The following is a 23,463-nucleotide window of genomic DNA, read 5'->3' on the forward strand; positions in this document are numbered from 1 at the left end:
CGTTATGGAAGTCATTCTGCTCTTTGCGGTCATCATCGGCCTGCTGCTTCTGGGCGTGCCGATCGCCGTCTCCCTCGGCCTGAGCTCGATCCTCTTCCTGCTGGCCTTCTCGGAGACCTCGCTGGCCTCCGTGGCGCAATCTCTCTATCAGGCGATGGCCGGTCACTACACGCTGCTGGCGATCCCCTTCTTCATCCTCGCATCGAGCTTCATGTCCACCGGCGGCGTCGCCAAACGGATCGTGCGCTTTGCCATCGCCTGTGTCGGCCATTTCCATGGCGGTCTGGCCATTGCGGGGGTGTTTGCCTGCATGATCTTCGCGGCTCTGTCGGGCTCGTCGCCTGCAACCGTGGTCGCAATCGGCTCCATCGTCATCGCCGCGATGCACCAGATGGGCTATACCAAGGACTTCGCCGCAGGTGTCATCTGCAACGCGGGCACGCTGGGCATCCTGATCCCGCCCTCGATCGTGATGGTGGTCTATGCCTCGACCGTCGAGGTCTCGGTGGGCCGGATGTTCCTCGCAGGCGTCATCCCCGGTATCCTCGCGGGCCTGATGCTGATGATCGCGATCTATATCTTCGCCCGTATCCGCAAAATGCCCAAGGGCGAGTTCGCGGGCTGGGGCGAGATCGGCTCCGCTTTCAAGGACGCCTTCTGGGGCCTGATGCTGATCGTCATCATCATGGTGGGTATCTACGGCATCCCCGGCGTCACCGGCGCGATCTTCACGCCGACCGAGGCTGCAGCCGTTGCCTCCATCTATGCCTGGATCGTGGCGAATTTCATCTACAAGGATATGGGCCCGCTCAATGATGGCGAGGAGCGCAAATCCAACCTGCTGCGCCGCCCCTATGCGCTGGTCACGGCTCTGTGGCACAAGGACACCCGCAAGACGCTTTTCGAGGCGGGCAAGCTGACCATCACCCTGATGTTCATCATCGCCAATGCGCTGATCCTCAAACACGTCCTGACCGACGAGCAGATCCCGCAGATGATCGCCAATGCGATGCTCTCGGCAGGCTTCGGCAAGATCATGTTCCTCGTGATCGTCAACCTGATCCTGCTGATCGGCGGACAGTTCATGGAACCCTCGGGGCTCATCGTGATCGTGGCACCGCTGGTCTTCCCGATTGCCATGGAGCTGGGCGTCGACCCGATCCACCTCGGCATCATCATGGTGGTGAATATGGAGATCGGCATGATCACCCCGCCGGTTGGCCTCAACCTCTTCGTGACCTCCGGCGTGGCAGGCATGTCGATGATGCGGGTGGTGAAGGCAGCGCTTCCCTTCCTCGGTGTGCTGTTCATCTTCCTGATCATGATCACCTATATCCCGTGGCTCTCGACCTATCTGCCCACCACCTTCATGGGCCCAGAGACGGTCATCAAATAAGTCCTTCCTCCTCCTCCCCGCACGAAGAAAGCCGCCCCTCGGGGCGGCTTTCACTTTGTGGTTCGCGGGTTCCTAGAGCATGTCGCGCAGCGTCTCGACAATCATCCGGTGATCTTCCACATCGGGCAGGCCACTGACCGCGACCGCGCCCAGATAGGTGCCGTTCTTCCCCATCAGCGGCACGCCGCCACCGGTGGCGAAGTAATGGCTGTCGGGCAAGAGATAGCGCTTGTTGAAATCATGGCCTTCCTCCTCGGCCTCGATCCTCAGCGAGAGCGAGCTGCGATGGAACTGATGCGCCACCGCCCGTTTGCGCGCGGCCCAGTCGAGGTTCAGCACCGTCGCGCCTTCAAGCACCGTGCAGAACACCAGATCCGTGCCATGGCTGATGGTGATCGCCACCGGCGCCTTCTCGGCCTTGGCGCGCGCCTGCAGGCGCTGGCCCAGATCCCAGATGAAATCGTAATTGAAAACGCTTAGTCCAAGCTCTGACTGCTCTTGTGCCAGAGAGGCAAGTGTATACTCCATCCGCACTCGTCCTTGCGTGATGAACATGAAAAGGCCCGCGCGCCTGTCGGGTGATCCCGAGACGGACGATTGCGGGCGGGGCAGGCGCGGGCGGACCCGCATCTGCCAGCGGTATTCAGGGGGCTCAGGCGGCCGAGAGTGCCGAGATGATCGCGCCGAAATCGGCGGCCTTCAGGCTCGCGCCCCCCACAAGTGCGCCATCCACATTCGAGACCGCAAAGATCTCGGTGGCATTCGAGGGTTTGACCGACCCGCCATAAAGCAAGCGCATCCCTTTGGCCTCCTCGCCAAAACGCTTGGCCAGCGTGTCGCGCATGAAATCATGCACTTCGGCAATCTGTTCGAGCGTGGGGGTGCGGCCCGTGCCGATGGCCCAGACCGGTTCGTAGGCGATAACCGTATTGGCGGCGGTGGCGGTATCGGGCACCGATCCGGCAAGCTGGGTGCCGATCACATCCAGCGTCGTGCCGGCATCGCGCTCGGCCTCGGTCTCGCCGATGCAGATCACGGCAATAAGGCCCGCCTCATAGGCGGCCAGAGATTTGGCGGCGACATCGGCGTCGCTCTCGCCATGATCGGCGCGGCGCTCGGAATGGCCCAGAATAACGGAGGTGGCACCGGCATCCTTCAGCATGGCCGCCGAGATATCGCCGGTATGCGCGCCCGAGGTCTTGGCGTGGCAATCCTGACCACCGAGTTCGATCTTGCCGGCAGCGGTTGCGGCCATAGGGGCCAGAAGCGTGGCGGGGGGGCAGATCAGCACGTCGCAGGCGGCATCGCCATGCTCTGCGACCAGCGTCTCGATCTCGGCCAGATTGGCCGCGAGCCCGTTCATTTTCCAGTTTCCGGCGGCTAGTTTCCGCATGTTGTCCTCCTCGGGAATGCAAATCGCGCCCAGACTATGTCAGGGCGCGGGCAGGGGGAAGAGGTCCGGTGAGAAGATGTTAGCGATATCGCTCAGCCTTTCAGGCGCGGGATGCCGTCTGCGGGGGCGGCCTCGGCGCTCAGTTCATCGATATCCTTGAACTTGATCGACTCGCCGCAACCACAGGCTTCGGCCACGTTGGGATTGCGGAATTTGAAGCCCGATTCGAGCAGGCCGTTCTCGTAATCGATCTCGGTGCCGATCATAAACATCTGCGCGGTCGGCGCGATCAGCACACGCGCCGAGCCTTCCTCGATGACCATATCCATCGGCCCCGCTTCCTGCGCGACCTCCATCGTATATTCCATACCGGCGCAGCCACCCTTCTTCACGCCGATCCGGAAACCGGCGGCGTTCTCGCGGCTCATGAGCTTGGAAATATGCTTCACGGCGGCGGGGGTCATGGTGACAGCGGGCTGTCCGGGAATGCCAAACATGGGAGACTCCTTGGATGAGCCCCCAATCTAGGGGTTCGGCACCGGAATTCCAAGGGCGGGAATGCCGATCGGCGCGAGATGTGCCAACAGGCCCAGTGTCAGATATGCACAGGCAATGGCCCATCCGAAGGAGGCGAGCGTGCCGATGATCACATATTCATTGGCCGCATTATGGTCCGGCCAGCCTTTTGCCTCGAAGCGAAGAATGGATTTGGCGGCAATCAGAAAGCCGATCCCCTGCGGCTGCGCTGTGAGGACTAATACAAAAATCAGGGCGCGTTCGAGCACGCCGATCAGTTGGCCGCCCTTTGGTAGGCCGCCTTCGGGTGCGCGGTCGGCCAGCGGGCGCATCAGGGCGCCAATGGCGAAGCCGCCCGTGCGGATGGTGAGGATTGCGCCAGCAATCAGGGCAAATATAGTGGGCAGATAGGAGATCAAAGGGCTTTGGAGCTGCGTCCAAAGCGTTTGCGACCACAGATCGGGCAGGGCCAGCACCACGGCCACGATCACCGCCAGATGCGCCATCTGGTCGGCCATGAAGACCTGTAGCGCAGGCCCACGCAAAGCGGGCTTGGCCAGATCGATCACGAAATGGCTCAGCAGGATCAGGCCAAGGGCCGCAAGCGCGTCTGGCGCGGGCAGGATTATCCCGAGCACCAGCAGATGCACGCCGGTATGGGCGATGAGCGCGGGCAGTCGGGCGCGCATCCCGCGCTGCCCCTTGGCATGGGCCATCCTTGCCGGCTGGAAGATGAAATCCCCCAGCAGATGCGCCAGCAGCAGGGCGGAGAAGCTCTCGGCACTCATGGCGCCTCCCATAGCGTAAGGGCGCCGGAGATGGCGCTATAGCCCGCACCTTGCAGGGCCTGCGCCACGGCCTGACGGGATTTGCCCAACTGATCGGCCACGCTTTGTTGCGGTGGCGCGGGCAGAGCGAGCATCGGGCACATCGCTTCGGCCTGTTTCTGTGTCCAGCCGTGGCTGAGCGCATCGGCAAGGCAGGTGGCCGCCGACCAAGCCCCGCCCGAGGCATGGCGGATCTCCGCTCCCGTCATCTGGTCCAGAAGCCGCCCTGAGGCGACAAAACCCGGCCCTTGTGCCCTGTTCAGATCGCCGTTTTCGGGAATGTTACCGGTTCCCCGCGCAATCGCGATCCGCGTCTCCAGCCGTGGATCGAGCGCGCGAAGGCAGGCGCGGACCATCAGCGCAAGCCGCAGGTCATAGGCGGGCTGTGCCAATGCCATCTGCCAGCCATCGCCGCGATGACGGTTGAACCATGCCAGCCCGAGCCCTTGCAGGCCGGTCATAGCCGAAAACCCCGCCTCGACGAGATCGGGGGGCAGGCCGGTCGAACCGACGAGGTCACCTGTGAGAATAGCGAGATCCATAGGCAAGCATTATGACTTGCCTATGGCGTAATGCAAGGGGTCTGGCTTGCGAAAGGGCCGTTACATGAAGCCCAGTTCGAGCCGCGCCTCATCGGACATCATATCCATGCCCCATTGCGGATCGAAGGTCATCTCGACATCGACGGATTTGATTCCGGCGACGCAGGAGACCGCATCCTGCACCCAGCCGGGCATTTCGCCCGCCACAGGGCAGCCGGGAGCGGTGAGGGTCATGATGATCTGCACATCATCCTCGTCGCTGATCTCGATCGTATAGATGAGACCCAGATCGTAGATATTCACCGGAATTTCCGGATCAAACACGGTCCGGCACGCGGCAACCACCGAATCATACATCGGATGGTCGATCGTGGAGGGCTTGATCAAGGGAGCGCCTTCCATCGGTGCGTCTTGCTGTGTTTCGGACGTCATAGGAAATTCCCGGATTGGATACGAATAGTTGAGTATTGATATAGGGATTGGCGCGGGCTTCGTAAAGTGCGCAGGAGAACACAGGCGAGGTATGGACTGTGGGGGTGGGACTTTGTGACATCAACGGGGCGTGAGCACGGGACCAACAGGTAACGGGGCTGGCCCAAAAAGGGACCTGTATCTGGCCGATCGCACGAGGATAGGGTAGGCCGGTCGGGATATATTCGCAAGGCAGGGGGCAGAGATGACAGAAGACCTGAAGCTGCGCCGACGGGTGCTGCCGCTTCTGGCGGGGCTGCCGCTACTTCTGGCGGGCAGATCCGCGAAGGCGGAGAAGGGACAGGCGGAGGTGCGGCTCGATGGAACGGAAGAACTTAGCCTGCCATCGGATATGGGCGATTTCGTCATCCGCATTGCCTATCCCGAGGCGCCCGCACCGGCGGGGGGATATGGTGTGATCTATGCGCTGGATGCAGGCTGGAGCTTCGGCACCCTGCGCGATGCAGTGCGGCTGCGCGGGCAGGACCCCGCGCGGGCGGACGCAGCCCCCGTGGCGGTGGTGGCCATCGGTTGGCCAGCGCGTGATCTTGTCGATATGGCGCGGCGCACGCAAGATCTGACCGGGGCGGGGGTCGAGCGGCTTCTCGGCTGGATGAAGGCTGTGCTGATGCCCGAGATAGAGACGCGCTTTGCCTGCGATCCGGCGCAGCGGATGATCTGCGGCCACTCCTTTGGCGGGTCTTTCGCACTGCAGGCGCGCCGCCTTGCGCCCGGTCTCTTCTCGCATGTCGCCGCGGGCAGCCCGTCGATCTGGACCGATCCGCAGGCGCTCTTGGGAGCGGCCAAGGCCGAGGGCAAACTGTTTATCTCCATTGGCGGGCAGGAGACCGCCCATGCCGCCGAGGCCGCCCATCAGCCCGGCGACCGCGTGGCGCGGATCCGCGAGCGCGACATGATGGGACGGGCACGCCTGATGGCCGAAGGCGCGGGCGTGCCGCTGAAGATCTACGACGGGTTGTCGCATGGCGCCTCGGCCACGCCGTTCTATGCGGATGCGGTGAGTTTCCTGCGGCAGGCCTGAGGGCGTGTGCGCTCAGCTCAGGAAATAGAGCGAGAAGATCGGCGCGGCCGCAGCGCCAATGGCGCGCGCGTTATGGCCTGTCTTGGCTTCCAGCACATCGGGAGGCAGGATGCCGTTCATCTCGAGCGCCGCCAATGTCTCGCGCACCTTGACAACCAGCTGTGCCCGAACCGGTTCGGGGAAAGCCCCGTCAATCACCAATGCCTGAAAATCGACCACTGCACAGGCTTCGCGGGCAGCTTGTGCAATCGCCCTGGCGCTACGGTCGAGCCACGGTTCCAGAAGCGACTGATAGGGGGTCCAGTCCTGCGGCATCCGCCACATCCCCGCCGCATCCATCCCCGCATCACGGATCGCGGCCTCCAGCAGGAAGATCGAGGCCTCATCGGCCAGCGTTGTCCTCTGCCCCTCGATCGACATCACCCGCAGCGCGCCCAGCATGCCCGCATTATGGCGGTTACCTTCGACCACGGCGCCATTGAGCGAAATCCCGCCCGTCAGATAGGATCCCAGAAACACATTGGCGAAGTCGCTGACCTCGCGCCCGCGCCCGTAATATTGCTCAGCGCAGCAGGCGGCCGTGCCGTCATTGATCAAGCTGACAGGCAGCTTGCTGAACTCGGCCACGCGCTCGACCAGATCGCAGCCCAGCCATTCGGGAAAATGCCTGCCCGCGATATCGCAGCTTTCGGTGGCCCGCCACAGATCCAGCGGCGCGGTAATCCCGATGCCGCAAAGGCGCCCGACCTGTTCGGGACGCAGCTCGCCCGACAGCGAGGCGATACCCTCTTTCAGATAGTCAAGGATCAGCTGCGGGGTGGGGCGCTCGTAAGTGCATTGGCTTTGCGCCAGCACCTGACCGTCCAGCGCCATCATCACCAGATCCGAGGTCCGGCGCCCGATCTTCAGCCCGAAGCTGATCGCACCGTCGGGATTGATGCCCATCGGCAGCGAGGGCTTGCCCACGCGTCCGCGCTGCGGTTTGCCGCGCAGCAGGAACCCGTCCGTTTCGAGGCGGCGCAGGATAGTGGAGATCGTCTGGGCGGACAGATCGATCCGTTTGGCAATCTCGGCACCCGGCAGGGCACCATCGCGATGGATGAGGCTGAGAACGAGACGCTCGTTATGGGCACGCACACCGGTGTGGTTGACGCCCAGCCGCTGCGAGGAAAATTCCCCACCATCCATGATTGCTCTCCTTGAAGGCGGATATCCGTATCGCTGACATGGTTGGCTGTAGGATGCGCAGTCGCAGGGTGCGGCCGCGCGCTTTTATGTAAAAAGCTGACCAGTCAGATCGAGATAATAGCGTAGTTTCGACGAATGGTCGAGAGAGTGGCCGGTGCTTTTGCCACAAACCGCCGATTTCGGGGGTGACGTCGCGGCGGGCGCTTACTCGCCGCCGAGCAGCGCCGCCAGCATGCCCACCGCGATCTCGTCGAGCAGCGTCTGCTGTTCTTTCGACAGGAGCGCGGTCGGAAGAACGGGCGAGGAGATTTTCATGCCCAGAAACAGCATCGAGACCGCCACGATCTCCACACGGAACTTCTCGCCATGTTCGGCAATGAGCGGATCGACGAAAAGCCTCTGCACCGCGTCCTGGATCTGCGGCTTTACGGCCTCGCAGGCCAGAGACTGGCTGATGATCGGGAGCGGGCCGTAATTCAGCGTGCGCAGATCGCCATTGCGGATACGTTCGATGATGAAGCGCGTGAAGGTCGAGCAGCGCTTGGCATCCTCGAAGCACATCTCGAGGGCGCGGTCGATCACGGCCTGGAACAGCTTTTGCTTGCCGCCCTGTGAACGGTGCAGATAGGCGACATCGACCCCCACATCGGCGGCAATGTCGCGAAGATTGCACGCATCAAAGCTGCGCGCTGAGAAATGATCATGCGCAACCTCGATCATACGATCGCGGGTCGTCGAGGAGGCTGGGGAGGTGACAGTTTTGATCATCGGACCTTGAGTGCCAGCATCACGATACACCCGTGGGGATATATATCGGGCCTTTGGCAATAGAGAGGGTGGAAATCGGGTTCATGCGACCGTAGCGGTCTCATAACACGTTGTCCACGCGTCATTCTTTAAGGGCGAGTAAATTGTTGCCCTAGAGTTATTTTGGCACCGGTTCCTTGCAGCAAGGAGCGTGGTATACGGTTGCACACATTGACTTGGCGACGGACGCGGGTTACCCGTTTGCAAATCATGCGCGGCGGGTCCAGTCTGCGCACAACTCTTTCCCAACGGGCATCTGCCCAAGACCAGCTCGGAGACCGTTCTTCATGGCAAACAAGACCCCCGATATCATCTACACCATTGTTGACGAAGCGCCCCAGCTGGCGTCGGGCTCGCTTCTGCCGATCGTGAGCGCCTTTGCAGGTGCGGCAGGTCTGGGTGTTGAGACGCGCGATATCTCGCTTGCGGGCCGTATTCTGGCGACCTTCCCCGATTACCTGACCGATGATCAGAAGATCACCGATGATCTGGCCGAACTGGGCGAGCTGGTGAAGACGCCCGAGGCCAATGTCATCAAGCTGCCGAATATCTCGGCTTCGGTGCCGCAGCTGACCGCCGCGATCAAGGAATTGCAGGCGCAGGGCTACAAGCTGCCCGACTATCCCTACGAGCCCTCGACCGACGAGGAAAAGGACGTGCGTGCGCGCTACGACACCATCAAGGGCTCGGCGGTGAACCCCGTCCTGCGCGAGGGCAACTCGGACCGTCGCTCGGCCAAAGCGGTCAAGAACTACGCCATGCAGCACCCCCATTCGATGGGCGAATGGTCGAAAGACAGCAAGACCACCGTGGCCTCGATGCCCGGCAATGACTTCTTTGCCAATGAAAAGTCGGCGACTCTGTCGGACGCCACTGGCGCGAAGATCGTCTTCACCGCCGAAGACGGCACCGAGACCGTTCTGAAATCGGGTCTGAAATATCAGGCCGGCGAGATCGTCGATGCGACCTTCCTCTCGGCCAAGGCGCTCAATGCGTTTGTCAAAGCCGAGATCGAGAGCATGGAGCCGGGCGTGCTGTTCTCTGTCCATCTCAAAGCCACGATGATGAAGGTCTCCGACCCGATCATCTTCGGCCATTTCGTGTCGGTCTATCTGGAAGACTTCCTTGCCAAGCATGGCGAGACCGTGAAGGCATTGGGCTTCAACCCCAATGGCGGCATCGGTGATCTGGAAGCCCGCATCAAGGGCAATGCCGAGCTGGAAGCGGACCTGAAGGCAGCGCTGGCCGCCAAGCCGCCGATGTATATGGTCAATTCCGACAAGGGCATCACCAACCTGCACGTTCCTTCGGATGTGATCATCGACGCGTCGATGCCCGCCGTGATCCGCGCAGGCGGTATCGGCTGGGGTCCGGATGGCAAAGCTGCCGACACCAACTGCTGCATTCCGGATAACTCCTATGCCGGCGTCTATGACGAGACGATCAATTACTTCAAGGAGACCGGCAAGCTGGACGTGACCACCTGTGGCGCGGTCTCCAACGTGGGTCTGATGGCGCAGAAAGCCGAAGAATACGGCTCGCACCCGACCACCTTCGAGATCGCAGCCAATGGCAAGGTCGAGATCGTTCTGGACAATGGCACCGTGCTGCATTCGCACACTGTCGAAGCAGGCGATATCTGGCGCTCGGCCACGGTCAAGAAAGCGCCGATCGAGGACTGGATCCGTCTGGCGATCCGCCGCACCAAGGCCACCGGCCTTGCGGCCTTCTGGCTCGATGCCAACCGCGCCCATGACGCCGAGCTGATCAAATATGTCGAACCCGCTCTGAAAGAGGCCGGTATCGAGATCCCGATCATGGCGCCGCGCGAAGCCACCCGCTTTACCTTCGTCGAGATGCGCAAGGGCAATGACGTGGTCACCATCACAGGCAACGTGCTGCGCGACTACCTGACCGACCTCTTCCCGATCCTCGAGCTGGGCACCTCGGCCAAGATGCTCTCGATCGTGTCGCTGATGCAGGGCGGCGGTCTGTTCGAGACCGGTGCAGGTGGCTCGGCCCCCAAACACGTCCAGCAGCTCGTCGAAGAGAACCACCTGCGCTGGGACAGCCTTGGCGAGTTCTGCGCGCTTGGCGAGAGCTTCAAGTTCCTGGCCGAGAAGGGCAATGCGAAGGCAGGCGTTCTGGCGGCAGCGGTCGAGGATGCGACCCAGAAGGTGCTCGAGGACAACCGCTCGCCCGAGCGCAAGGTCGGCCAGCCCGATAACCGTTCGTCGCATTACTGGTTTGCCCGTTACTGGGCCGTGGCGATGGCAGCCCAGGACGAGGATGCCGAGCTGAAGGCGCATTTCGCCCCCATCGCCAAGGCACTTGTGGACGGCGAGGATGCGATCCTCGGCGAGCTGAAAGCGGCAGAGGGCAAGGCCGTGGATCTGGGTGGCTACTACCACGCCGATCCCGCTAAGGTCGCAGCGGTAATGCGCCCCTCGGCCACGCTGAACGCGATCATCGGCTGATCCAACGGCGTTGAATGATACGGAAAAAGGGGGCTCGAAGCCCCCTTTTTTATGCCGGACCACTTCAGATAGCGCAAATCCTGCCCTGAGCCAGCTTGTCAAAAAACCTTAATACAAATGGCAAGGAGACGTCACATAGGCGCTTTAGCGCTTCGCTCAACAGATCACGACAGCCTCACGAAGGGGATAGAAGATGTTGAAGACGTTGATGATGGGCACCGCACTTGTGGCGGCCTCGGCAACCATGGCGGCGGCCAAGACGCAGGTCACTTGGTGGCATGCGATGGGCGGCGAGCTGGGCCAGAAGCTCGAAGAGATCGTGGCCGATTACAACGCCAGCCAGGATGAATATGAAGTCATTCCGACTTATAAAGGCACCTATACCGAAACGATGACTGCGGCGATCGCCGCGTTCCGCGCCAAGCAGCAGCCCGATATCGTGCAGGTCTTCGAGGTGGGCGCCGGAACGATGATGGCGGCCAAGGGCGCGGTCTATCCGGTCTACCAGCTGATGAAGGATGCGGGCGCCGATTTCGACCCCGATGCCTATCTTCCGGCGGTCGCGGGCTATTACACCGACACCGATGGCAATATGCTCTCGATGCCCTTCAACTCCTCGACCCCTGTCCTCTATTACAACAAGGACGAGTTTGCCAAAGCGGGTCTCGACCCGAACACGCCGCCCAAGACCTGGGCCGATATGGAAGCCTTCTCCAAGAAGATCGTCGAGTCGGGCGCGGCGGAGTGCGGTTTCACCAGTGCATGGATCTCATGGGCGCAGACCGAGAATTTCTCGGCATGGCACAATCTGCCAATCGGCACGATGGAGAACGGTTTCGGCGGGCTTGGTGCCGAGCTGACGCTGGCTGATGACCTGCGTGCGCGTCACTGGGGCAATCTGGCCAAATGGCAGAAAGAGGGTCTTTACCGCTATGCCGGTCCGGGCGGTGGCGATGACGCAAACCCCGCCTTCCAGTCGGGCACCTGTGCGATGGTCATGAACTCCTCGGGGTCGCGCGCGGGTCTGATGGCGAATTCCAGATTCGATGTCGGCGTCGGCATGCTGCCCTATTACGATGATGTCGCGGGCGCACCGCAGAACTCGATCATCGGCGGCGCGACGCTCTGGGTCCTGCAGGGCCACTCGAAAGAGGAATATAAGGGTGTGGCCGATTTCTTCACCTATCTCTCCTCGCCGGAAGTGCAGGCCGATTGGCACCAGTTCTCGGGCTATCTGCCGATCACCAAAGCGGCCTATTCGCTCAGCCAGGAGCAGGGCTATTACGAGCAGAACCCCGGCGCGGATGTGGCGATCAAGCAGATCACGCTGAACACTCCTACCGAGAATTCTAAAGGTCTGCGCTTTGGCAATTACGTCCAGATCCGCTCGATCATCGATGAGGAATTCGAGGCGCTTCTGGGCGGTAAGAAAACCGCGATGGAGGCCCTGCAGTCGGTTGACGAGCGCGGCAACAAGCTTCTGCGCGAGTTCGAGAAAGCCAACCAGTAACGGCTGACACAGTCCGCGAAGGCCCGCGCATCTGGCGGGCCTTCGTGCCGTTTGACAGGATCTGACGATGCAGACCAAAAAGACGATCTTCCGCTCAAAAGGGCTGCCCTATCTGCTCCTTGCCCCGCAGCTGGTGATCACCGTGATCTTCTTCCTCTGGCCTGCGGGGCAGGCCATGTGGCAGAGCTTCCTGCGGCAGGATGCGTTCGGGTTTTCCACGCAATTCGTGGGGCTCGAAAACTATATCGCGCTGTTTGAGGATCCGAGCTATCTGAACTCTTTCAAGGTCACGGCGGTGTTCTCGGTGCTGGTGGCGGGCGTGTCGATGGGGGCGGGGCTGTTGTTTGCCGCCTGTGTGGACCGCGTGATCCGCGCCAACCGTGCCTATACCACGCTTCTGGTCTGGCCCTATGCGGTGGCACCTGCGGTGGCAGGGGTTTTGTGGTGGTTCATGTTCAACCCGACCATTGGCATTATGTCCTATGCACTGCGCCAGTTGGGCTATGATTGGAACCAGTCGACCCATGCAAGTGATGCGATGATCCTTGTGGTGCTGGCGGCGAGCTGGAAACAGATCAGCTATAATTTCCTGTTCTTCGTGGCGGGGTTGCAGGCCATTCCAGCCTCATTGCGCGAGGCGGCGGCCATTGATGGCGCAGGCCCCGTGAAGCGCTTCTGGAGCGTGGTCTTCCCGCTTCTGTCGCCCACGACCTTCTTCCTGCTGGTGATCAACATCACCTACACGATGTTCGACACCTTTGCCGTGATCGATGCGGCCACCGCGGGCGGACCGGCGCAAGCCACCAATATCCTTGTCTACAAGGTCTATCAGGACGGGTTCGTGGGGCTCAACATGGGGGCGTCGGCGGCGCAATCGGTGGTGCTGATGGGCATTGTTATTGCCCTGACCGTGATCCAGTTCCGCTATATCGAACGTAAGGTGGAGTATTGAGATGGTCGAGAACAGACCGCTTCTGACAATCCTGTCGCATGTCATCCTGATCCTCGGTGTGGCCGCCGTGGCGCTGCCCGTGTGGCTCGCGCTTGTGGCCTCCACCCATCCGACCTCGAGTTTCGTGTCGGGCACCGTGCCCTTGTGGTTCGGCTCCGAGGGGATCAGATCCTATCTCACCATGCTGGGTCAGGGGGTCTCGACCTCGGGCACACCGCCGCTGGGGCATATGCTGTTCAACAGCCTCGTGATGGCGCTGACCATCACCATCGGCAAGATCGCGATCTCGATCACCTCGGCCTTTGCCATCTGCTATTTCCGCTTTCCGGGCCGGCAGCTGGCCTTCTGGATGATCTTCATCACGCTGATGCTGCCTGTCGAGGTGCGGATCGTGCCGACCTTCGAGGTGGTGGCCAATCTGGGGCTCCTCAACTCTTATGCGGGGCTGTCCATCCCGCTCATCGCCTCGGCCACGGCGACCTTCCTTTTCCGGCAGGTGTTCCTGACACTGCCCGACGAGCTGACCGAGGCCGCGCGGATCGACGGGGCGGGGCCGCTGAAATTCTTCTGGGATCATGCGCTGCCGCTGTCGCGCACCAATATCGCGGCGCTTTCGGTGATTTTGTTCATCTATGGCTGGAACCAGTATCTCTGGCCGCTGATCGTCACCACCGACGAGCGCTATTACACCATTGTCATGGGGATCAAACGGATGGCTTCGGTCGTCGATGATATCCCGCGCTGGAACGAGGTCATGGCGACTGTCGTGCTGGCCATGCTGCCCCCCGTGATCGTGGTGATCGCAATGCAGAAGCTCTTTGTCAAAGGGCTTGTCGAGACGGAGAAATAACATGGCCGCAATTACCCTATCGGAAGTCGTCAAGACCTATGCAGGCGCTACGGCCCCCACGGTGAAGAGCGTCGATCTGACCATCGAGGATGGCGAGTTCTGCGTGCTGGTCGGGCCATCGGGCTGCGGGAAATCCACGCTGTTGCGGATGATCGCGGGGCTTGAAACGGTGACGGGCGGCGAGATCGCCATTGGCGAGCGGGTCGTGAACGAACTCGAGCCGATGGATCGCGACATCGCGATGGTGTTCCAGAACTACGCGCTCTATCCGCATATGTCGGTGCGCGAGAACCTGTCTTACGGGCTGAAAAACCGCCGCATGCCCAAGCCCGAGATCGCCGCGCGTGTCGAGGAGGTCGCCCGTATTCTGCAGATCGGGCCGTTCCTCGACCGCAAACCGCGCGCGCTGTCGGGCGGGCAGCGCCAGCGGGTGGCGATGGGGCGCGCCATCGTGCGCGAGCCTTCGGTCTTCCTGTTCGACGAGCCGCTCTCCAACCTCGATGCGAAACTGCGCGTATCGATGCGCGGCGAGATCAAGCAGCTGCAAAAGCGCCTTGGCACCACCTCGGTCTATGTCACCCATGACCAGATGGAGGCGATGACACTGGCCGATAAGCTGGTCGTGCTCAATGGCGGGCAGATCGAACAGGTGGGCACGCCGCTCGAGTTGTATCGCACTCCGCAGACCGTGTTTGTTGCGGGCTTCATCGGCTCGCCGGGGATGAACCTGATCGATGCGCGGATCGAGAACAATGTGCTGATGGTCGATGATCTGGCCATTGCTGCGGATGTGCCGGGGCGCGGCGAGGTCGTGGCGGGGCTCAGGCCCGAGACGGTCACCCTGTGGGCAGGCGCGGGGGCGTTCCGCACCGCTTATGTCGAGGATCTGGGCAATAGCCGCCTTGTGCATGGCACGCTGGGTGGCCAGCCCTTTGCCGCGCAGGTGCCGCCCGAGACGGAGATCGAGCCGAACATGCAGCTTGCGGTCGACCCCGCCGGCCTCCATCTTTTCGATCCGATCACGGGGCGGCGTATCGGGCAGGGTGCGCATCCCGCGACACAGACCCCGCAGTTGATGGGCATTTGAGCAATACGCGATTGCATAAATGCAGCGGAAAGGCGCGCGCCTTTCCGTCAGTCGAAGAGACGCGCCACCAGCACACCGAGCCACAGCGAGACACCGGTCAGCACCGTGCCCCAGAGCGTATCGGTGATGACCTGCTCCCACGACCAGTCGCGCATCACCGCGAGCGAGGTAAACTCGTAGGTGCCATAGGCCAACGCTCCCAACACCGCGCCGTTGATCAGCGCCTGCACCGGCGCATCGGCACGAAGCGCGGGCAGGCTGACCAGAAATACCGCGCCCGCCACATAGGCCAGATAGAAGACCGCCGCAGGCCCCATGCGGAACGGATCGGCATAGAGGTCCGAGATATGGCGGTCGAAGACCGGTTTCACGATGAATTTCAGCCCGACCATATCGAGACCGAGAAAAATGATTGTGGAGGCGATATAGGCCGAGAGGATCTGGAGCATGGGGCTCTCCTTTTGGAACTGTTGCAAGAGCAACGCCGCCCGTGGCGCGGAAGTTTCAGCGTGTTGCGGAAATCATGCGCCCCAGGTCCGTTCCAGCAACCCCAGCCAGTTCTCATGGGCGATCTTCTTTACCAGATCCTCGCCAAAGCCGTGATCGAGCATTGCCTGCAGCAATTTGGGCAGGCCCGAGACATCGCCAAGACAGGACGGAATGTCGGCCCCGTCGAAATCCGAGCCGAGCCCGATATGATCCTCGCCGAGGATCGACAGAAGGTGGTCGAGATGGCGCATCATCTCGTCCCAGCCGCAATCGTCGCGCATCCCGTCGGGGCGCAGGAATTGCGTGGCATAATTGAGGCCGACCATCCCGCCGGTCTCGCGGATCTGCGTCAGTTGGCGATCGGTCAGATTGCGCGCCGATGGCGTGACCACATGCGCATTGGAATGGGTGGCCACCAGAGGTGCGTCGCTCAGGCGGGCCACATCGTCGAAGCCCTTCTCGTTGAGATGGCTCAGATCGATCATGATTTTCAGCGCATTGCATTCGCGGATCAGGTCCTTGCCCGCCATGGTCAGCCCGTCGCCGGTATCGGGGGAGGAGGGATAGGCAAAGGGCACCCCGTGGCCAAAGACGGTGGGCCGCGACCAGACCGGTCCGAGCGAGCGCAGCCCCGCCGCGTGCCAGACATGGAGCGAATCCAGATCGGGGCTGATCGCCTCCGCGCCCTCCATATGCAGAATCGCCGCGATCTTTCCGGCGGCCATCGCGGCCCGGATCTGGGCGGATGTCCTGCAAATTTGCAGATCACCCTTGCGTTCGAGCCACATCAGATGGCCGGTCTCGGCCAATGCTACATCCACCGCTTCGGTCATCGGCATCATTGGTGGCAGATCGAGGCAATAGGGCGGGTTATCCATCGCGGCAAACATCTGCGCCAGATCGCCCGACATCGGCGAGGGGGTGTAGATGGCAAAAAAGCCGCCTGCAAAATTTCCTGCCTTGGCGCGCGGTAGGTCGATCTGTCCGCGACCATCCGCACCGCTCCAGATCGCCTCGCGGCGGGCAGGATCTTTCAAAAGCCGCAGCAGGAAGTCGTTATGGCCGTCGAAAACGGGGATCTGGGGCAAACTGGACACGAAACTCTCCATCGGATTTCTGGGCGCGGGCTGCCCGGAAGGCCGCACCTGCGCTAATGAGTCGCAGTGAACACCCTTTGCCGGATGTGTAAAAGAGCCGATTGCGTCGAATTGACATTCATATTTCTGCAGAGCTACATTGCACAAATGCAGCATGAATTCGACTGGAACGATCTGAAGTTCTTTCTTGCACTTCACAGATCAAAACGCATGGTCGCGGCCGCGCAGGCGCTCGGGATCGACCAGACCACAATCGCACGGCGTGTGCGCCAGCTGGAGAAATCCATTGGCGCGCAGCTTTTCACCAAATCTCCCGATGGCTACGAGGTCACGCCCGCGGGCGAACGTATCCTGCCGATGGCGCTCGAGATCGAGCGCGCGACAGGGCGGGCCCGCGAGGAGATCGGGGGCGAGGCGGGACGCGCCTCGGGCACCGTCAGGGTGGGCGCGCCCGACGGTCTGGGGATCCACTTCGTGGCGCCCGTGCTCACGCAATTCCAAGAGGAGTATCCCGATATCCGGATCGAGCTTTTGGTCCGCTCGCGCACGTTCCGGCTGTCTCGGCAAGAGGCGCACCTAACGTTTTCAATGGCTTTGCCGACATCAGGGCGGCTTCTGGCACGGCGGATGACGGAATACCATCTGGGGTTCTACGCCTCGCGGGACTATCTGGCAAAGCATGGAACGCCCAAGACGATCGATGACCTTAAGGCCCATAACTATGTGGGCTATGTCGACGAGCTGCTGCCCACGGATGCGATGCGCTATCAGGTCGAGCTGGGGATCACCAATCCCGTGCTCTTCGGTTCGAACTCGATCCTCGCGCAGCGTGAGGCTATCCGGGAGGGCGCGGGGATCGGTGTGCTGCCCGCCTATGTTATCCATGACGATCCCGATCTCGTGCCGATCCTCGCGCCGCGCCATGTGCTCAAGCGCACGATGTGGATCCTGTCGCACCAGTCCACCGAAGACCTCGCGCGGGTCCGGCTTGTCTCGGAATATTTACAGAACGCGACCCGCGCATCGCGGGCCCGTTTCGTGTTGTGACGCCGCGTCCCGAGGGCGGAATCCGGATTTGATTGACCCTAGGTAAATCAAGAAACTTGAATAACCCGCTGGACGTCGGATGCGCCACATGCTTCAACTGCCTTACACGGTTCGAACCTGTCGTGCTTGGGTCCGGATCGAGTGGGAGGAACGACAATGATGCCGGTTGCATATCGGCTCTCGGGGAGGGGAGCTGGTGTCGGGTTGGAGGACCCTCGGTGTGATTGCTGTGGATCTGCAAGTCAGATCAAATAAGGACCGTATCGTGCCCCTGATCGGGGAGGACAGGCGCGGCGCGATACGGTCCACTTTTTTCAGACACGCAGAGTGGCGCCCGATGGGCGCCTTTTTCAGTTTATACGCCTGTCCGGCAAGGCCACGTCCGGCAGGACCTAACCCGGGAAGATCCGCGCCATCTCGCGGTCGAATTTCGCCCATGTCATAGTGGCCTTGTTGCCCGCATATCCATGGTAATGCGATTGCCCGGTCGAGGTCGGCAGGCCGGCCCAGATCTTGGCGAGATTGTTCATGAAGCTCTGACGCGAGAGCGTGCCCGCCATCAGTCTGCTCAGCCCCGCTTCCTCGAGGAGCAGGTCTGCCAGACGGTCCTGGATATCGGGGCTGAACCGGGTGCTGGTGTCCAGCTCCAGCATATTGGCAAGCCGCCTGAGCGTGGTCGGGATGAACTGGTAGCGCCCGATGGCATGGGGCTGGCCGGGGGTCGCGTCGATCCATTGGTAGATCTGGCCCAGCGTCATCTGGCTCGGCGCGCGTGCGGGGCGGCGCTTGGCACCGTAATTGACCGCGTCATACCCCGCAGGGCCAGCTTCTGCTTGCGCGATCAGGTGACGGATCCATTGGGCCTCATCCGAGCCCTGCCGCATGAAGGGCGCAAGACGGGCGATCGGCTCCATCGGGTCCATCAGGCTGTCAGGGTTCTCGGCGGTGCGGTTGGCACGCACACGGCGCGGCATGGGGGCAAAGAAGCTCGAGCCTCCGGTGCCGGCAAAGAGGCTACCAGGCAGGAGCGGCCCCGCCTCCGCAGCGACAGCCGCCGCCTGCTCCTTGGTGGGAAGGCTTGCCAGCTCGACCAGCGGAGTGGCGGCCGACTGGCCTTGCAAAGACGGGATGAGGGCCTGCGAACGCTCGACAGTGCCTCCCTGCGCGGCCAGCAGCGACACAGGCTGCGCCGCGACCGGCGCGGTCGCGAGGCTGGCGAGGGCGAGCGGCAGGGCGCGCAAGAAAAAGCCATACTGGCACATAGGCAATCCCGGGTTCTGGGTGTCCCTGTGTTTCTGCCAGCGATATCTTCAGAAATCGTTTATGCGCACGAAGACTCGCGCCGGAGGCGAGCGTATGAAAAAGGCCCCGGATCGCTCCGGGGCCTTCGCAGTCGGTTTTCAGGATTTCAGAGCTTCTCGCCCCGCACGCTCTTGTCGGAGATCTTGCGGATCAGGACATAGAAGCTCGGGACGAGGAAAATCCCGATGAAGGTGGCCGCCACCATACCGCCCAGAACACCGATACCGATGGCATTCTGTGCCGCAGCCCCCGCGCCCGAGGCGCGTGCCAGAGGCAGAACCCCGAGCATGAAGGCGATGGAAGTCATCAGGATCGGGCGCAGACGCATCCGGGCGGCCTCGATCGTGGCCTCGTAGAGTTTCTTGCCCTCGGCCTCGAGATCCTTGGCGAATTCCACGATCAGGATCGCGTTCTTCGCGGCCAGACCGACCGTCGTCAGCAGGCCCACCTTGAAGTAGACGTCATTCGACTGGCCGAAGAGCTTGGCTGCCGCAAGCGCGCCCAGCACCCCGATCGGCACCACCAGCATGACGGAGATCGGGATCGACCAGCTTTCATAGAGCGCCGCGAGGAACAGGAAGACCACCAGAACCGAGATCGCATAGAGCATCGGTGCCTGATTGCCCGACTGGCGTTCCTGATAGGACATGCCGGTCCAGGAGGCGGAATAGCCACCATCCATATCGGCCACCAGTTTCTCCATCTCGTTCATCGCATCACCCGAGGAGTAGCCATCCCCCGCGCTGCCCTGCACCTCGATGGCCTGTGTGCCACCGATCCGCGACAGCGAGGGCGAGACGCTCTGCCATCCGGTCGTCATGAAGGCCGAGAAGGGCACCATGTCGCCATCGGTATTGCGCGCATACCACTTGCCGATATCCTCGGGCTGCATCCGGTAGGGAGCATCCCCCTGAACGATCACGGGGTTGAGGTTGCCGTCCTGATTGTAGTCGTTGACATTGCTCGAGGCGAAAATGGTCGAGAGCATCGAATTGACCTCGGAAATGGTCAGCCCGAAGCTTTCCGCCTTCTGCTGGTCGACATTGATCTTCAGCGCGGCCTCCTCCTCGTTATTGTTCACGCGGACTGCAGAGAGCATCTTGTCCTGATTTGCCGTGGCCACGAGTTTGTTGGCTGCAGCGCGCAGTTTCTCGATGCCCTGATTGCCCTGATCCACGAGATACATCGAGAAGCCGGTCGAATTGCCCAGACCCTGAATTGCGGGCGGAAGCAGGAAGTAGATTTGACCTTTGCGGCTCGATCCGAACTTGGCCATCGCCCGCCCGACCACTGCCGAAGCCGCAGCCTGCGCATCGGTCCGGTCGTCGAAGTCCTTCAGCTTGGCAAAGAGCAGTGCGTTGTTCTGGCCGGTCCCCGTGAAGGAGAAGCCCAGCACCCCGAAGGTCGAGGTCACATAGTCCTTCTCGTCATTGAGCAGGTAGTCCTCCACCTTGGTCATCACATCCTTGGTCTGCGCCTGTGTGGCGCCTTCCTGCAATGTGATCATCACCATGACAGCGCCCTGGTCCTCCGTTGGCAGGAACGAGCTGGGAAGGTTCTTGTAGAGCACGACAACGCCGCCCACCGAGGCTGCCAGAATGACCAGCGCGATGATCGGCGCTTTCAGCAGTTTCGTGACGGTGCCGATATAGAAGTCGTTCAGCCGGTCGAAATTGCGGTTGAACCAGCGTGCGGGCGCGGGGGGCTGCTTGCCGTCGCTATGTTTGAGCATCGTCGCACAAAGCGCGGGCGTGATGATGATGGCCACCACCGCCGACAGGACCATGGCCGAGATGATCGTCACCGAGAACTGGCGATAGATCACACCGGTCGAGCCCCCGAAGAAGGCCATCGGCAGGAACACCGCCGACAGGACCAGCGCGATCCCGATCAACGCGCCCACGATCTGGCCCATCGAGCGGATCGTCGCCTGCAGTGGCGTGAGGTCGTCTTCCTCCATCACCCGCTCGACGTTTTCCACCACCACGATGGCGTCATCGACCAGGAGGCCGATGGCCAGAACCATGGCGAACATCGTCAGCGTGTTGATCGAATAGCCGAAGACCGACAGGATCCCGAAGGCCCCGAGCAGAACCACGGGCACGGCGATGATCGGGATCAGCGTCGCGCGCCATTTCTGCAAGAAGACGAGGATCACGATCAGCACGAGGCCGATGGCCTCGAAGAGCGTGTGCTCCACCTTGCCGATCGAGGCTTCCACGAAGGGCGAGGTATCATAGGCGTATTTCACCTCGACACCTGCCGGAAGGCTCTTGGCGATCTCGTCGATCTTGGCCCGCACGGCTGCCGCGGTATCCACCGCATTCGCACCGGTCGAGAGGTTCACCCCGAAGCCCGAGGCGTTCTGGCCGTTGAAGCGCGACTGGGTGCCGTAATCTTCCTGACCCAGCACGACCCGCGCCACATCGCCCAGGAAGACTGTGCCGCCATCGGCATCGGTCTTGAGAAGGATATTCTCGAAATCCTCGACCGAGGTCAGCTGGCTCTGCGCGGTGATGGTGGCGGTGAAGGTCTGCCCCGCCGTCGTGGGCTGCGAGCCCAGCGAGCCGACCGAGACGTTGGTGTTCTGCGCGGTGATCGCATCGGTCACATCTGTCGCAGTCAGATCATACTGGCGCAGTTTCAGCGGATCGAGCCAGACGCGCATTGCGTAGCCCGAGCCGAAGGAATTGATCGAGCCCACACCCTGCACCCGTTGCACCGGATCCTCGATCTGGTTGGCGACCATGTCGCCCAGCTGGATCTGGGTGTAGCGGTTGTCTTCCGATACGAGTGCTGCCACCAGCAGGATCGAACTGGAGGAGCGCGAAACGCTCACACCCTGCTGCACCACCGAATCCGGTAGCTGGCTTTCGACCTGGGAGATCTTGTTCTGCACATCGTTCTGGGCGTCGATCGGGTCGATGGACTCGTCATAGGTCAGGGTGATGCTGACCTTTCCTTCCGAGCTTTTCGACACCATGTAAAGAAGGCCATCGAGGCCGGTGAGCGCATCTTCAAGCGTGGAGGTCACCGAGTTCTGCACGGTCTCTGCGGTAGCACCTGTATAGGTGGCAGAGATCCGCACCGTTGTCGGCGCGATTTCGGGATATTGCGCCACGGGCAGCGAGGTCAGGCCAAGCGTGCCTGCCAGCATGATCGTGATCGCGATAACCCAAGCGAAAATCGGGCGGTGGATAAAGAAATTGACCATCAGCCCTTACTCGCTGGCCTTGCCGGACGCATCCGAACCGTCGGTCTGGGCATCCTCGACGACGCCTTCGTCATTGATGGTAACCGGCACTGTCTCGATCTCGGCTTCATTTTGCAGGTTCATCAACCCGTCGACGATCAGCTTGTCGCCATCTTTCAGGCCGCTGGTGACGATCCATTGATTGTTATACGAGCCGTTTGTGCTCAGGGTGACCTGCTCGGCCTTGTTCTCGTCCGAGGCGATGAAGGCGGTCAGCGTGCCGTCGCTCTTGCGGGTAGTGGCGTTTTGCGGGATCAGGATCGCCTTGGTCGTGCCAAGTGTCATCGTCACACGCAGGAACTGGCCGGGAAGCATTTTCGCATCGGGATTATCGAACTGGACGCGGTAATCCACGGTGCCGGTCGTATCCGACACGACCGCGGAGGGCGCCACCAGTTTGCCATCCCGCGGATAGACATCACCGGTTTCCAGCGTCACCTGTGCCTTTACGTCATCGCTGGTCTTTAGCGTTCCAGCCGCGATCATATCCTTGGTGCGCTGCATCTGGGCAGAGCTTTCGGAGACATCGACATAGATCGGATCGAGCCGCGTAACCGTGGTCAGCGCATCCGTCTGGTTGGCTGTCACGAGCGAGCCCACCGAGGTCTCGGGCACTTCGACCACACCGTCGATCGGGCTTTCCACATGGGTGCGGTCCAGATTGAGTTGCGCGGTCTGCAGGCTGGCCTGCGCCGATTTCACATCCGCTTTTGCCGATGCCAGCGAGGAGCGTGCATCTTCCAGTTCGGTCTGGGTCACGCCAACGCTGCGGATCTTGTCATAGCGGTTGAAGGTCGATTGTGCGGTCTGCTCGGCGGCCTGCGCCGAATCGACTGCCGCCTGCGCCGCCGCGAGTTCCGCCTCGTAGGTGTCGGGTTCGATCTCGAACAACACGGTGCCCTTTTTCACCAGCGCGCCGCGTTTATACGGGATTGCGGTGATCATGCCTTCGACGCGCGGACGGATATCGGCCTGCTGATAGGCCACTGCACGGCCGGGCAGCGTAACGATATAGGGAACGTCACTTTCCGCAACGGTAATGACGCCAACCTGTTTCGGGCCTTGCTGTGCTTGTTGCGCGCTGGCGGGAGAGGAGGTGAAAACTGTGAGGGGGGCACTGACTGCGAGCCCCAGCACGAGACCCAGAGCGGTCATCGGAACCGTAATGGGGCGGGAGAGGAAAATAATGTTTTTCGACACTGGTCCTGTCTTTCGTT

The 23,463-nt window shown here is 61.7% G+C and carries 21 protein-coding genes; 8 read left to right on the forward strand and 13 right to left on the reverse strand.

Going from position 1 to position 23,463, the window contains the following annotated elements; translation table 11 throughout:
• Positions 1-4 precede the first annotated feature (4 nt).
• On the forward strand, positions 5-1,396 hold the full coding sequence (locus WDB91_RS09925; RefSeq protein ID WP_339112403.1) for a TRAP transporter large permease: 1,392 nt from the start codon (positions 5-7) through the stop codon (positions 1,394-1,396).
• Positions 1,397-1,468: 72 nt separating this feature from the next.
• Here WDB91_RS09925 and WDB91_RS09930 read toward each other — a convergent pair whose 3' ends face one another.
• The 6 genes from WDB91_RS09930 to WDB91_RS09955 all read right to left on the reverse strand — a co-directional run bounded on the left by WDB91_RS09930 (position 1,469) and on the right by WDB91_RS09955 (position 5,106).
• Positions 1,469-1,924 carry a heme-binding protein gene (locus WDB91_RS09930; RefSeq protein WP_339112404.1) on the reverse strand — a complete coding sequence of 152 codons (456 nt, stop codon included), beginning with the start codon at positions 1,922-1,924 and terminating at the stop codon, positions 1,469-1,471.
• Between the two features lie 124 nt (positions 1,925-2,048).
• Entirely contained in the window at positions 2,049-2,789 is a 741-nt protein-coding gene (tpiA, locus tag WDB91_RS09935; protein WP_339112405.1) for a triose-phosphate isomerase, read from the reverse strand.
• A 92-nt stretch (positions 2,790-2,881) separates the two neighbouring features.
• Entirely contained in the window at positions 2,882-3,286 is a 405-nt protein-coding gene (locus WDB91_RS09940) for an iron-sulfur cluster assembly accessory protein (RefSeq protein ID WP_339112406.1), read from the reverse strand.
• A gap of 27 nt (positions 3,287-3,313) precedes the next feature.
• On the reverse strand, positions 3,314-4,093 hold the full coding sequence (locus WDB91_RS09945; protein ID WP_339112407.1) for a DUF3307 domain-containing protein: 780 nt from the start codon (positions 4,091-4,093) through the stop codon (positions 3,314-3,316).
• Positions 4,090-4,674, reverse strand: a complete 585-nt coding sequence (locus tag WDB91_RS09950) for a MarR family transcriptional regulator (protein WP_339112408.1) — start codon at positions 4,672-4,674, stop codon at positions 4,090-4,092. Before WDB91_RS09950 ends, WDB91_RS09945 begins: the two co-directional genes overlap by 4 nt.
• A 60-nt stretch (positions 4,675-4,734) precedes the next feature.
• A complete protein-coding gene (locus WDB91_RS09955) occupies positions 4,735-5,106 on the reverse strand; it encodes an SUF system Fe-S cluster assembly protein (RefSeq protein ID WP_339112409.1) in 372 nt (123 codons plus the stop codon).
• Positions 5,107-5,350: 244 nt separating this feature from the next.
• Here WDB91_RS09955 and WDB91_RS09960 point away from each other — a divergent pair, with 244 nt between their 5' ends.
• On the forward strand, positions 5,351-6,187 hold the full coding sequence (locus WDB91_RS09960; RefSeq protein WP_339112410.1) for an alpha/beta hydrolase-fold protein: 837 nt from the start codon (positions 5,351-5,353) through the stop codon (positions 6,185-6,187).
• Positions 6,188-6,199: 12 nt separating this feature from the next.
• Here the strand turns inward: WDB91_RS09960 and WDB91_RS09965 are convergent, their stop codons facing one another.
• Positions 6,200-7,375, reverse strand: a complete 1,176-nt coding sequence (locus WDB91_RS09965; protein ID WP_339112411.1) for an ROK family transcriptional regulator — start codon at positions 7,373-7,375, stop codon at positions 6,200-6,202.
• A 204-nt stretch (positions 7,376-7,579) separates the two neighbouring features.
• The gene (locus WDB91_RS09970) at positions 7,580-8,143 is read right to left on the reverse strand and encodes a hypothetical protein (protein WP_339112412.1); all 564 of its coding nucleotides are present in this window, start codon (positions 8,141-8,143) and stop codon (positions 7,580-7,582) included.
• Between the two features lie 326 nt (positions 8,144-8,469).
• Between WDB91_RS09970 and WDB91_RS09975 the strand changes: the two genes are divergently transcribed.
• The 5 genes from WDB91_RS09975 to ugpC all read left to right on the forward strand — a co-directional run bounded on the left by WDB91_RS09975 (position 8,470) and on the right by ugpC (position 15,058).
• On the forward strand, positions 8,470-10,659 hold the full coding sequence (locus WDB91_RS09975; protein WP_339112413.1) for an NADP-dependent isocitrate dehydrogenase: 2,190 nt from the start codon (positions 8,470-8,472) through the stop codon (positions 10,657-10,659).
• 193 nt (positions 10,660-10,852) lie between these two features.
• A complete protein-coding gene (gene ugpB / locus WDB91_RS09980; RefSeq protein ID WP_339112414.1) occupies positions 10,853-12,169 on the forward strand; it encodes a sn-glycerol-3-phosphate ABC transporter substrate-binding protein UgpB in 1,317 nt (438 codons plus the stop codon).
• A gap of 67 nt (positions 12,170-12,236) precedes the next feature.
• Positions 12,237-13,121, forward strand: a complete 885-nt coding sequence (gene ugpA / locus WDB91_RS09985) for a sn-glycerol-3-phosphate ABC transporter permease UgpA (protein WP_339112415.1) — start codon at positions 12,237-12,239, stop codon at positions 13,119-13,121.
• A 1-nt stretch (position 13,122) separates the two neighbouring features.
• Positions 13,123-13,971, forward strand: coding sequence for a sn-glycerol-3-phosphate ABC transporter permease UgpE (gene ugpE, locus WDB91_RS09990; RefSeq protein ID WP_339112416.1), 849 nt, complete (start codon positions 13,123-13,125; stop codon positions 13,969-13,971).
• 1 nt (position 13,972) lies between these two features.
• Complete coding sequence (gene ugpC, locus WDB91_RS09995) at positions 13,973-15,058, forward strand: sn-glycerol-3-phosphate ABC transporter ATP-binding protein UgpC (RefSeq protein WP_339112417.1); 1,086 nt, start codon at positions 13,973-13,975, stop codon at positions 15,056-15,058.
• A gap of 47 nt (positions 15,059-15,105) precedes the next feature.
• Here the strand turns inward: ugpC and WDB91_RS10000 are convergent, their stop codons facing one another.
• The gene (locus WDB91_RS10000; RefSeq protein WP_339112418.1) at positions 15,106-15,507 is read right to left on the reverse strand and encodes a DUF2177 family protein; all 402 of its coding nucleotides are present in this window, start codon (positions 15,505-15,507) and stop codon (positions 15,106-15,108) included.
• Between the two features lie 72 nt (positions 15,508-15,579).
• A complete protein-coding gene (locus WDB91_RS10005; protein WP_339112419.1) occupies positions 15,580-16,644 on the reverse strand; it encodes a dipeptidase in 1,065 nt (354 codons plus the stop codon).
• Between the two features lie 147 nt (positions 16,645-16,791).
• Here WDB91_RS10005 and WDB91_RS10010 point away from each other — a divergent pair, with 147 nt between their 5' ends.
• Positions 16,792-17,691: a LysR family transcriptional regulator gene (locus WDB91_RS10010; protein ID WP_339112420.1), complete on the forward strand. Its 900-nt coding sequence runs from the start codon at positions 16,792-16,794 to the stop codon at positions 17,689-17,691.
• A gap of 392 nt (positions 17,692-18,083) precedes the next feature.
• Here WDB91_RS10010 and WDB91_RS10015 read toward each other — a convergent pair whose 3' ends face one another.
• From WDB91_RS10015 to WDB91_RS10025, 3 genes are all read right to left on the reverse strand, one after another.
• A complete protein-coding gene (locus tag WDB91_RS10015) occupies positions 18,084-18,953 on the reverse strand; it encodes a hypothetical protein (protein ID WP_339112421.1) in 870 nt (289 codons plus the stop codon).
• Positions 18,954-19,099: 146 nt separating this feature from the next.
• The gene (locus tag WDB91_RS10020) at positions 19,100-22,207 is read right to left on the reverse strand and encodes an efflux RND transporter permease subunit (protein WP_339112422.1); all 3,108 of its coding nucleotides are present in this window, start codon (positions 22,205-22,207) and stop codon (positions 19,100-19,102) included.
• A 6-nt stretch (positions 22,208-22,213) separates the two neighbouring features.
• Positions 22,214-23,446 (reverse strand): efflux RND transporter periplasmic adaptor subunit, encoded by a 1,233-nt coding sequence (locus tag WDB91_RS10025; protein ID WP_339112423.1) that lies wholly within the window; start codon positions 23,444-23,446, stop codon positions 22,214-22,216.
• Positions 23,447-23,463: the final 17 nt, after the last annotated feature.

This window comes from Thioclava sp. GXIMD2076 (genome assembly GCF_037949795.1).
Taxonomy (GTDB): domain Bacteria; phylum Pseudomonadota; class Alphaproteobacteria; order Rhodobacterales; family Rhodobacteraceae; genus Thioclava; species Thioclava kandeliae.

Bases quoted from the DNA above. Each gene is read 5' to 3' on its own strand.
- WDB91_RS09925 (WP_339112403.1), top strand. From the start codon at position 5: ATGGAAGTCATTCTGCTCTTTGCGGTCATCATCGGCCTGCTGCTTCTG.
- WDB91_RS09930 (WP_339112404.1), bottom strand. From the start codon at position 1,924: ATGGAGTATACACTTGCCTCTCTGGCACAAGAGCAGTCAGAGCTTGGA.
- tpiA (WP_339112405.1), bottom strand. From the start codon at position 2,789: ATGCGGAAACTAGCCGCCGGAAACTGGAAAATGAACGGGCTCGCGGCC.
- WDB91_RS09940 (WP_339112406.1), bottom strand. From the start codon at position 3,286: ATGTTTGGCATTCCCGGACAGCCCGCTGTCACCATGACCCCCGCCGCC.
- WDB91_RS09945 (WP_339112407.1), bottom strand. From the start codon at position 4,093: ATGAGTGCCGAGAGCTTCTCCGCCCTGCTGCTGGCGCATCTGCTGGGG.
- WDB91_RS09950 (WP_339112408.1), bottom strand. From the start codon at position 4,674: ATGGATCTCGCTATTCTCACAGGTGACCTCGTCGGTTCGACCGGCCTG.
- WDB91_RS09955 (WP_339112409.1), bottom strand. From the start codon at position 5,106: ATGACGTCCGAAACACAGCAAGACGCACCGATGGAAGGCGCTCCCTTG.
- WDB91_RS09960 (WP_339112410.1), top strand. From the start codon at position 5,351: ATGACAGAAGACCTGAAGCTGCGCCGACGGGTGCTGCCGCTTCTGGCG.
- WDB91_RS09965 (WP_339112411.1), bottom strand. From the start codon at position 7,375: ATGGATGGTGGGGAATTTTCCTCGCAGCGGCTGGGCGTCAACCACACC.
- WDB91_RS09970 (WP_339112412.1), bottom strand. From the start codon at position 8,143: ATGATCAAAACTGTCACCTCCCCAGCCTCCTCGACGACCCGCGATCGT.
- WDB91_RS09975 (WP_339112413.1), top strand. From the start codon at position 8,470: ATGGCAAACAAGACCCCCGATATCATCTACACCATTGTTGACGAAGCG.
- ugpB (WP_339112414.1), top strand. From the start codon at position 10,853: ATGTTGAAGACGTTGATGATGGGCACCGCACTTGTGGCGGCCTCGGCA.
- ugpA (WP_339112415.1), top strand. From the start codon at position 12,237: ATGCAGACCAAAAAGACGATCTTCCGCTCAAAAGGGCTGCCCTATCTG.
- ugpE (WP_339112416.1), top strand. From the start codon at position 13,123: ATGGTCGAGAACAGACCGCTTCTGACAATCCTGTCGCATGTCATCCTG.
- ugpC (WP_339112417.1), top strand. From the start codon at position 13,973: ATGGCCGCAATTACCCTATCGGAAGTCGTCAAGACCTATGCAGGCGCT.
- WDB91_RS10000 (WP_339112418.1), bottom strand. From the start codon at position 15,507: ATGCTCCAGATCCTCTCGGCCTATATCGCCTCCACAATCATTTTTCTC.
- WDB91_RS10010 (WP_339112420.1), top strand. From the start codon at position 16,792: ATGCAGCATGAATTCGACTGGAACGATCTGAAGTTCTTTCTTGCACTT.
- WDB91_RS10015 (WP_339112421.1), bottom strand. From the start codon at position 18,953: ATGTGCCAGTATGGCTTTTTCTTGCGCGCCCTGCCGCTCGCCCTCGCC.
- WDB91_RS10020 (WP_339112422.1), bottom strand. From the start codon at position 22,207: ATGGTCAATTTCTTTATCCACCGCCCGATTTTCGCTTGGGTTATCGCG.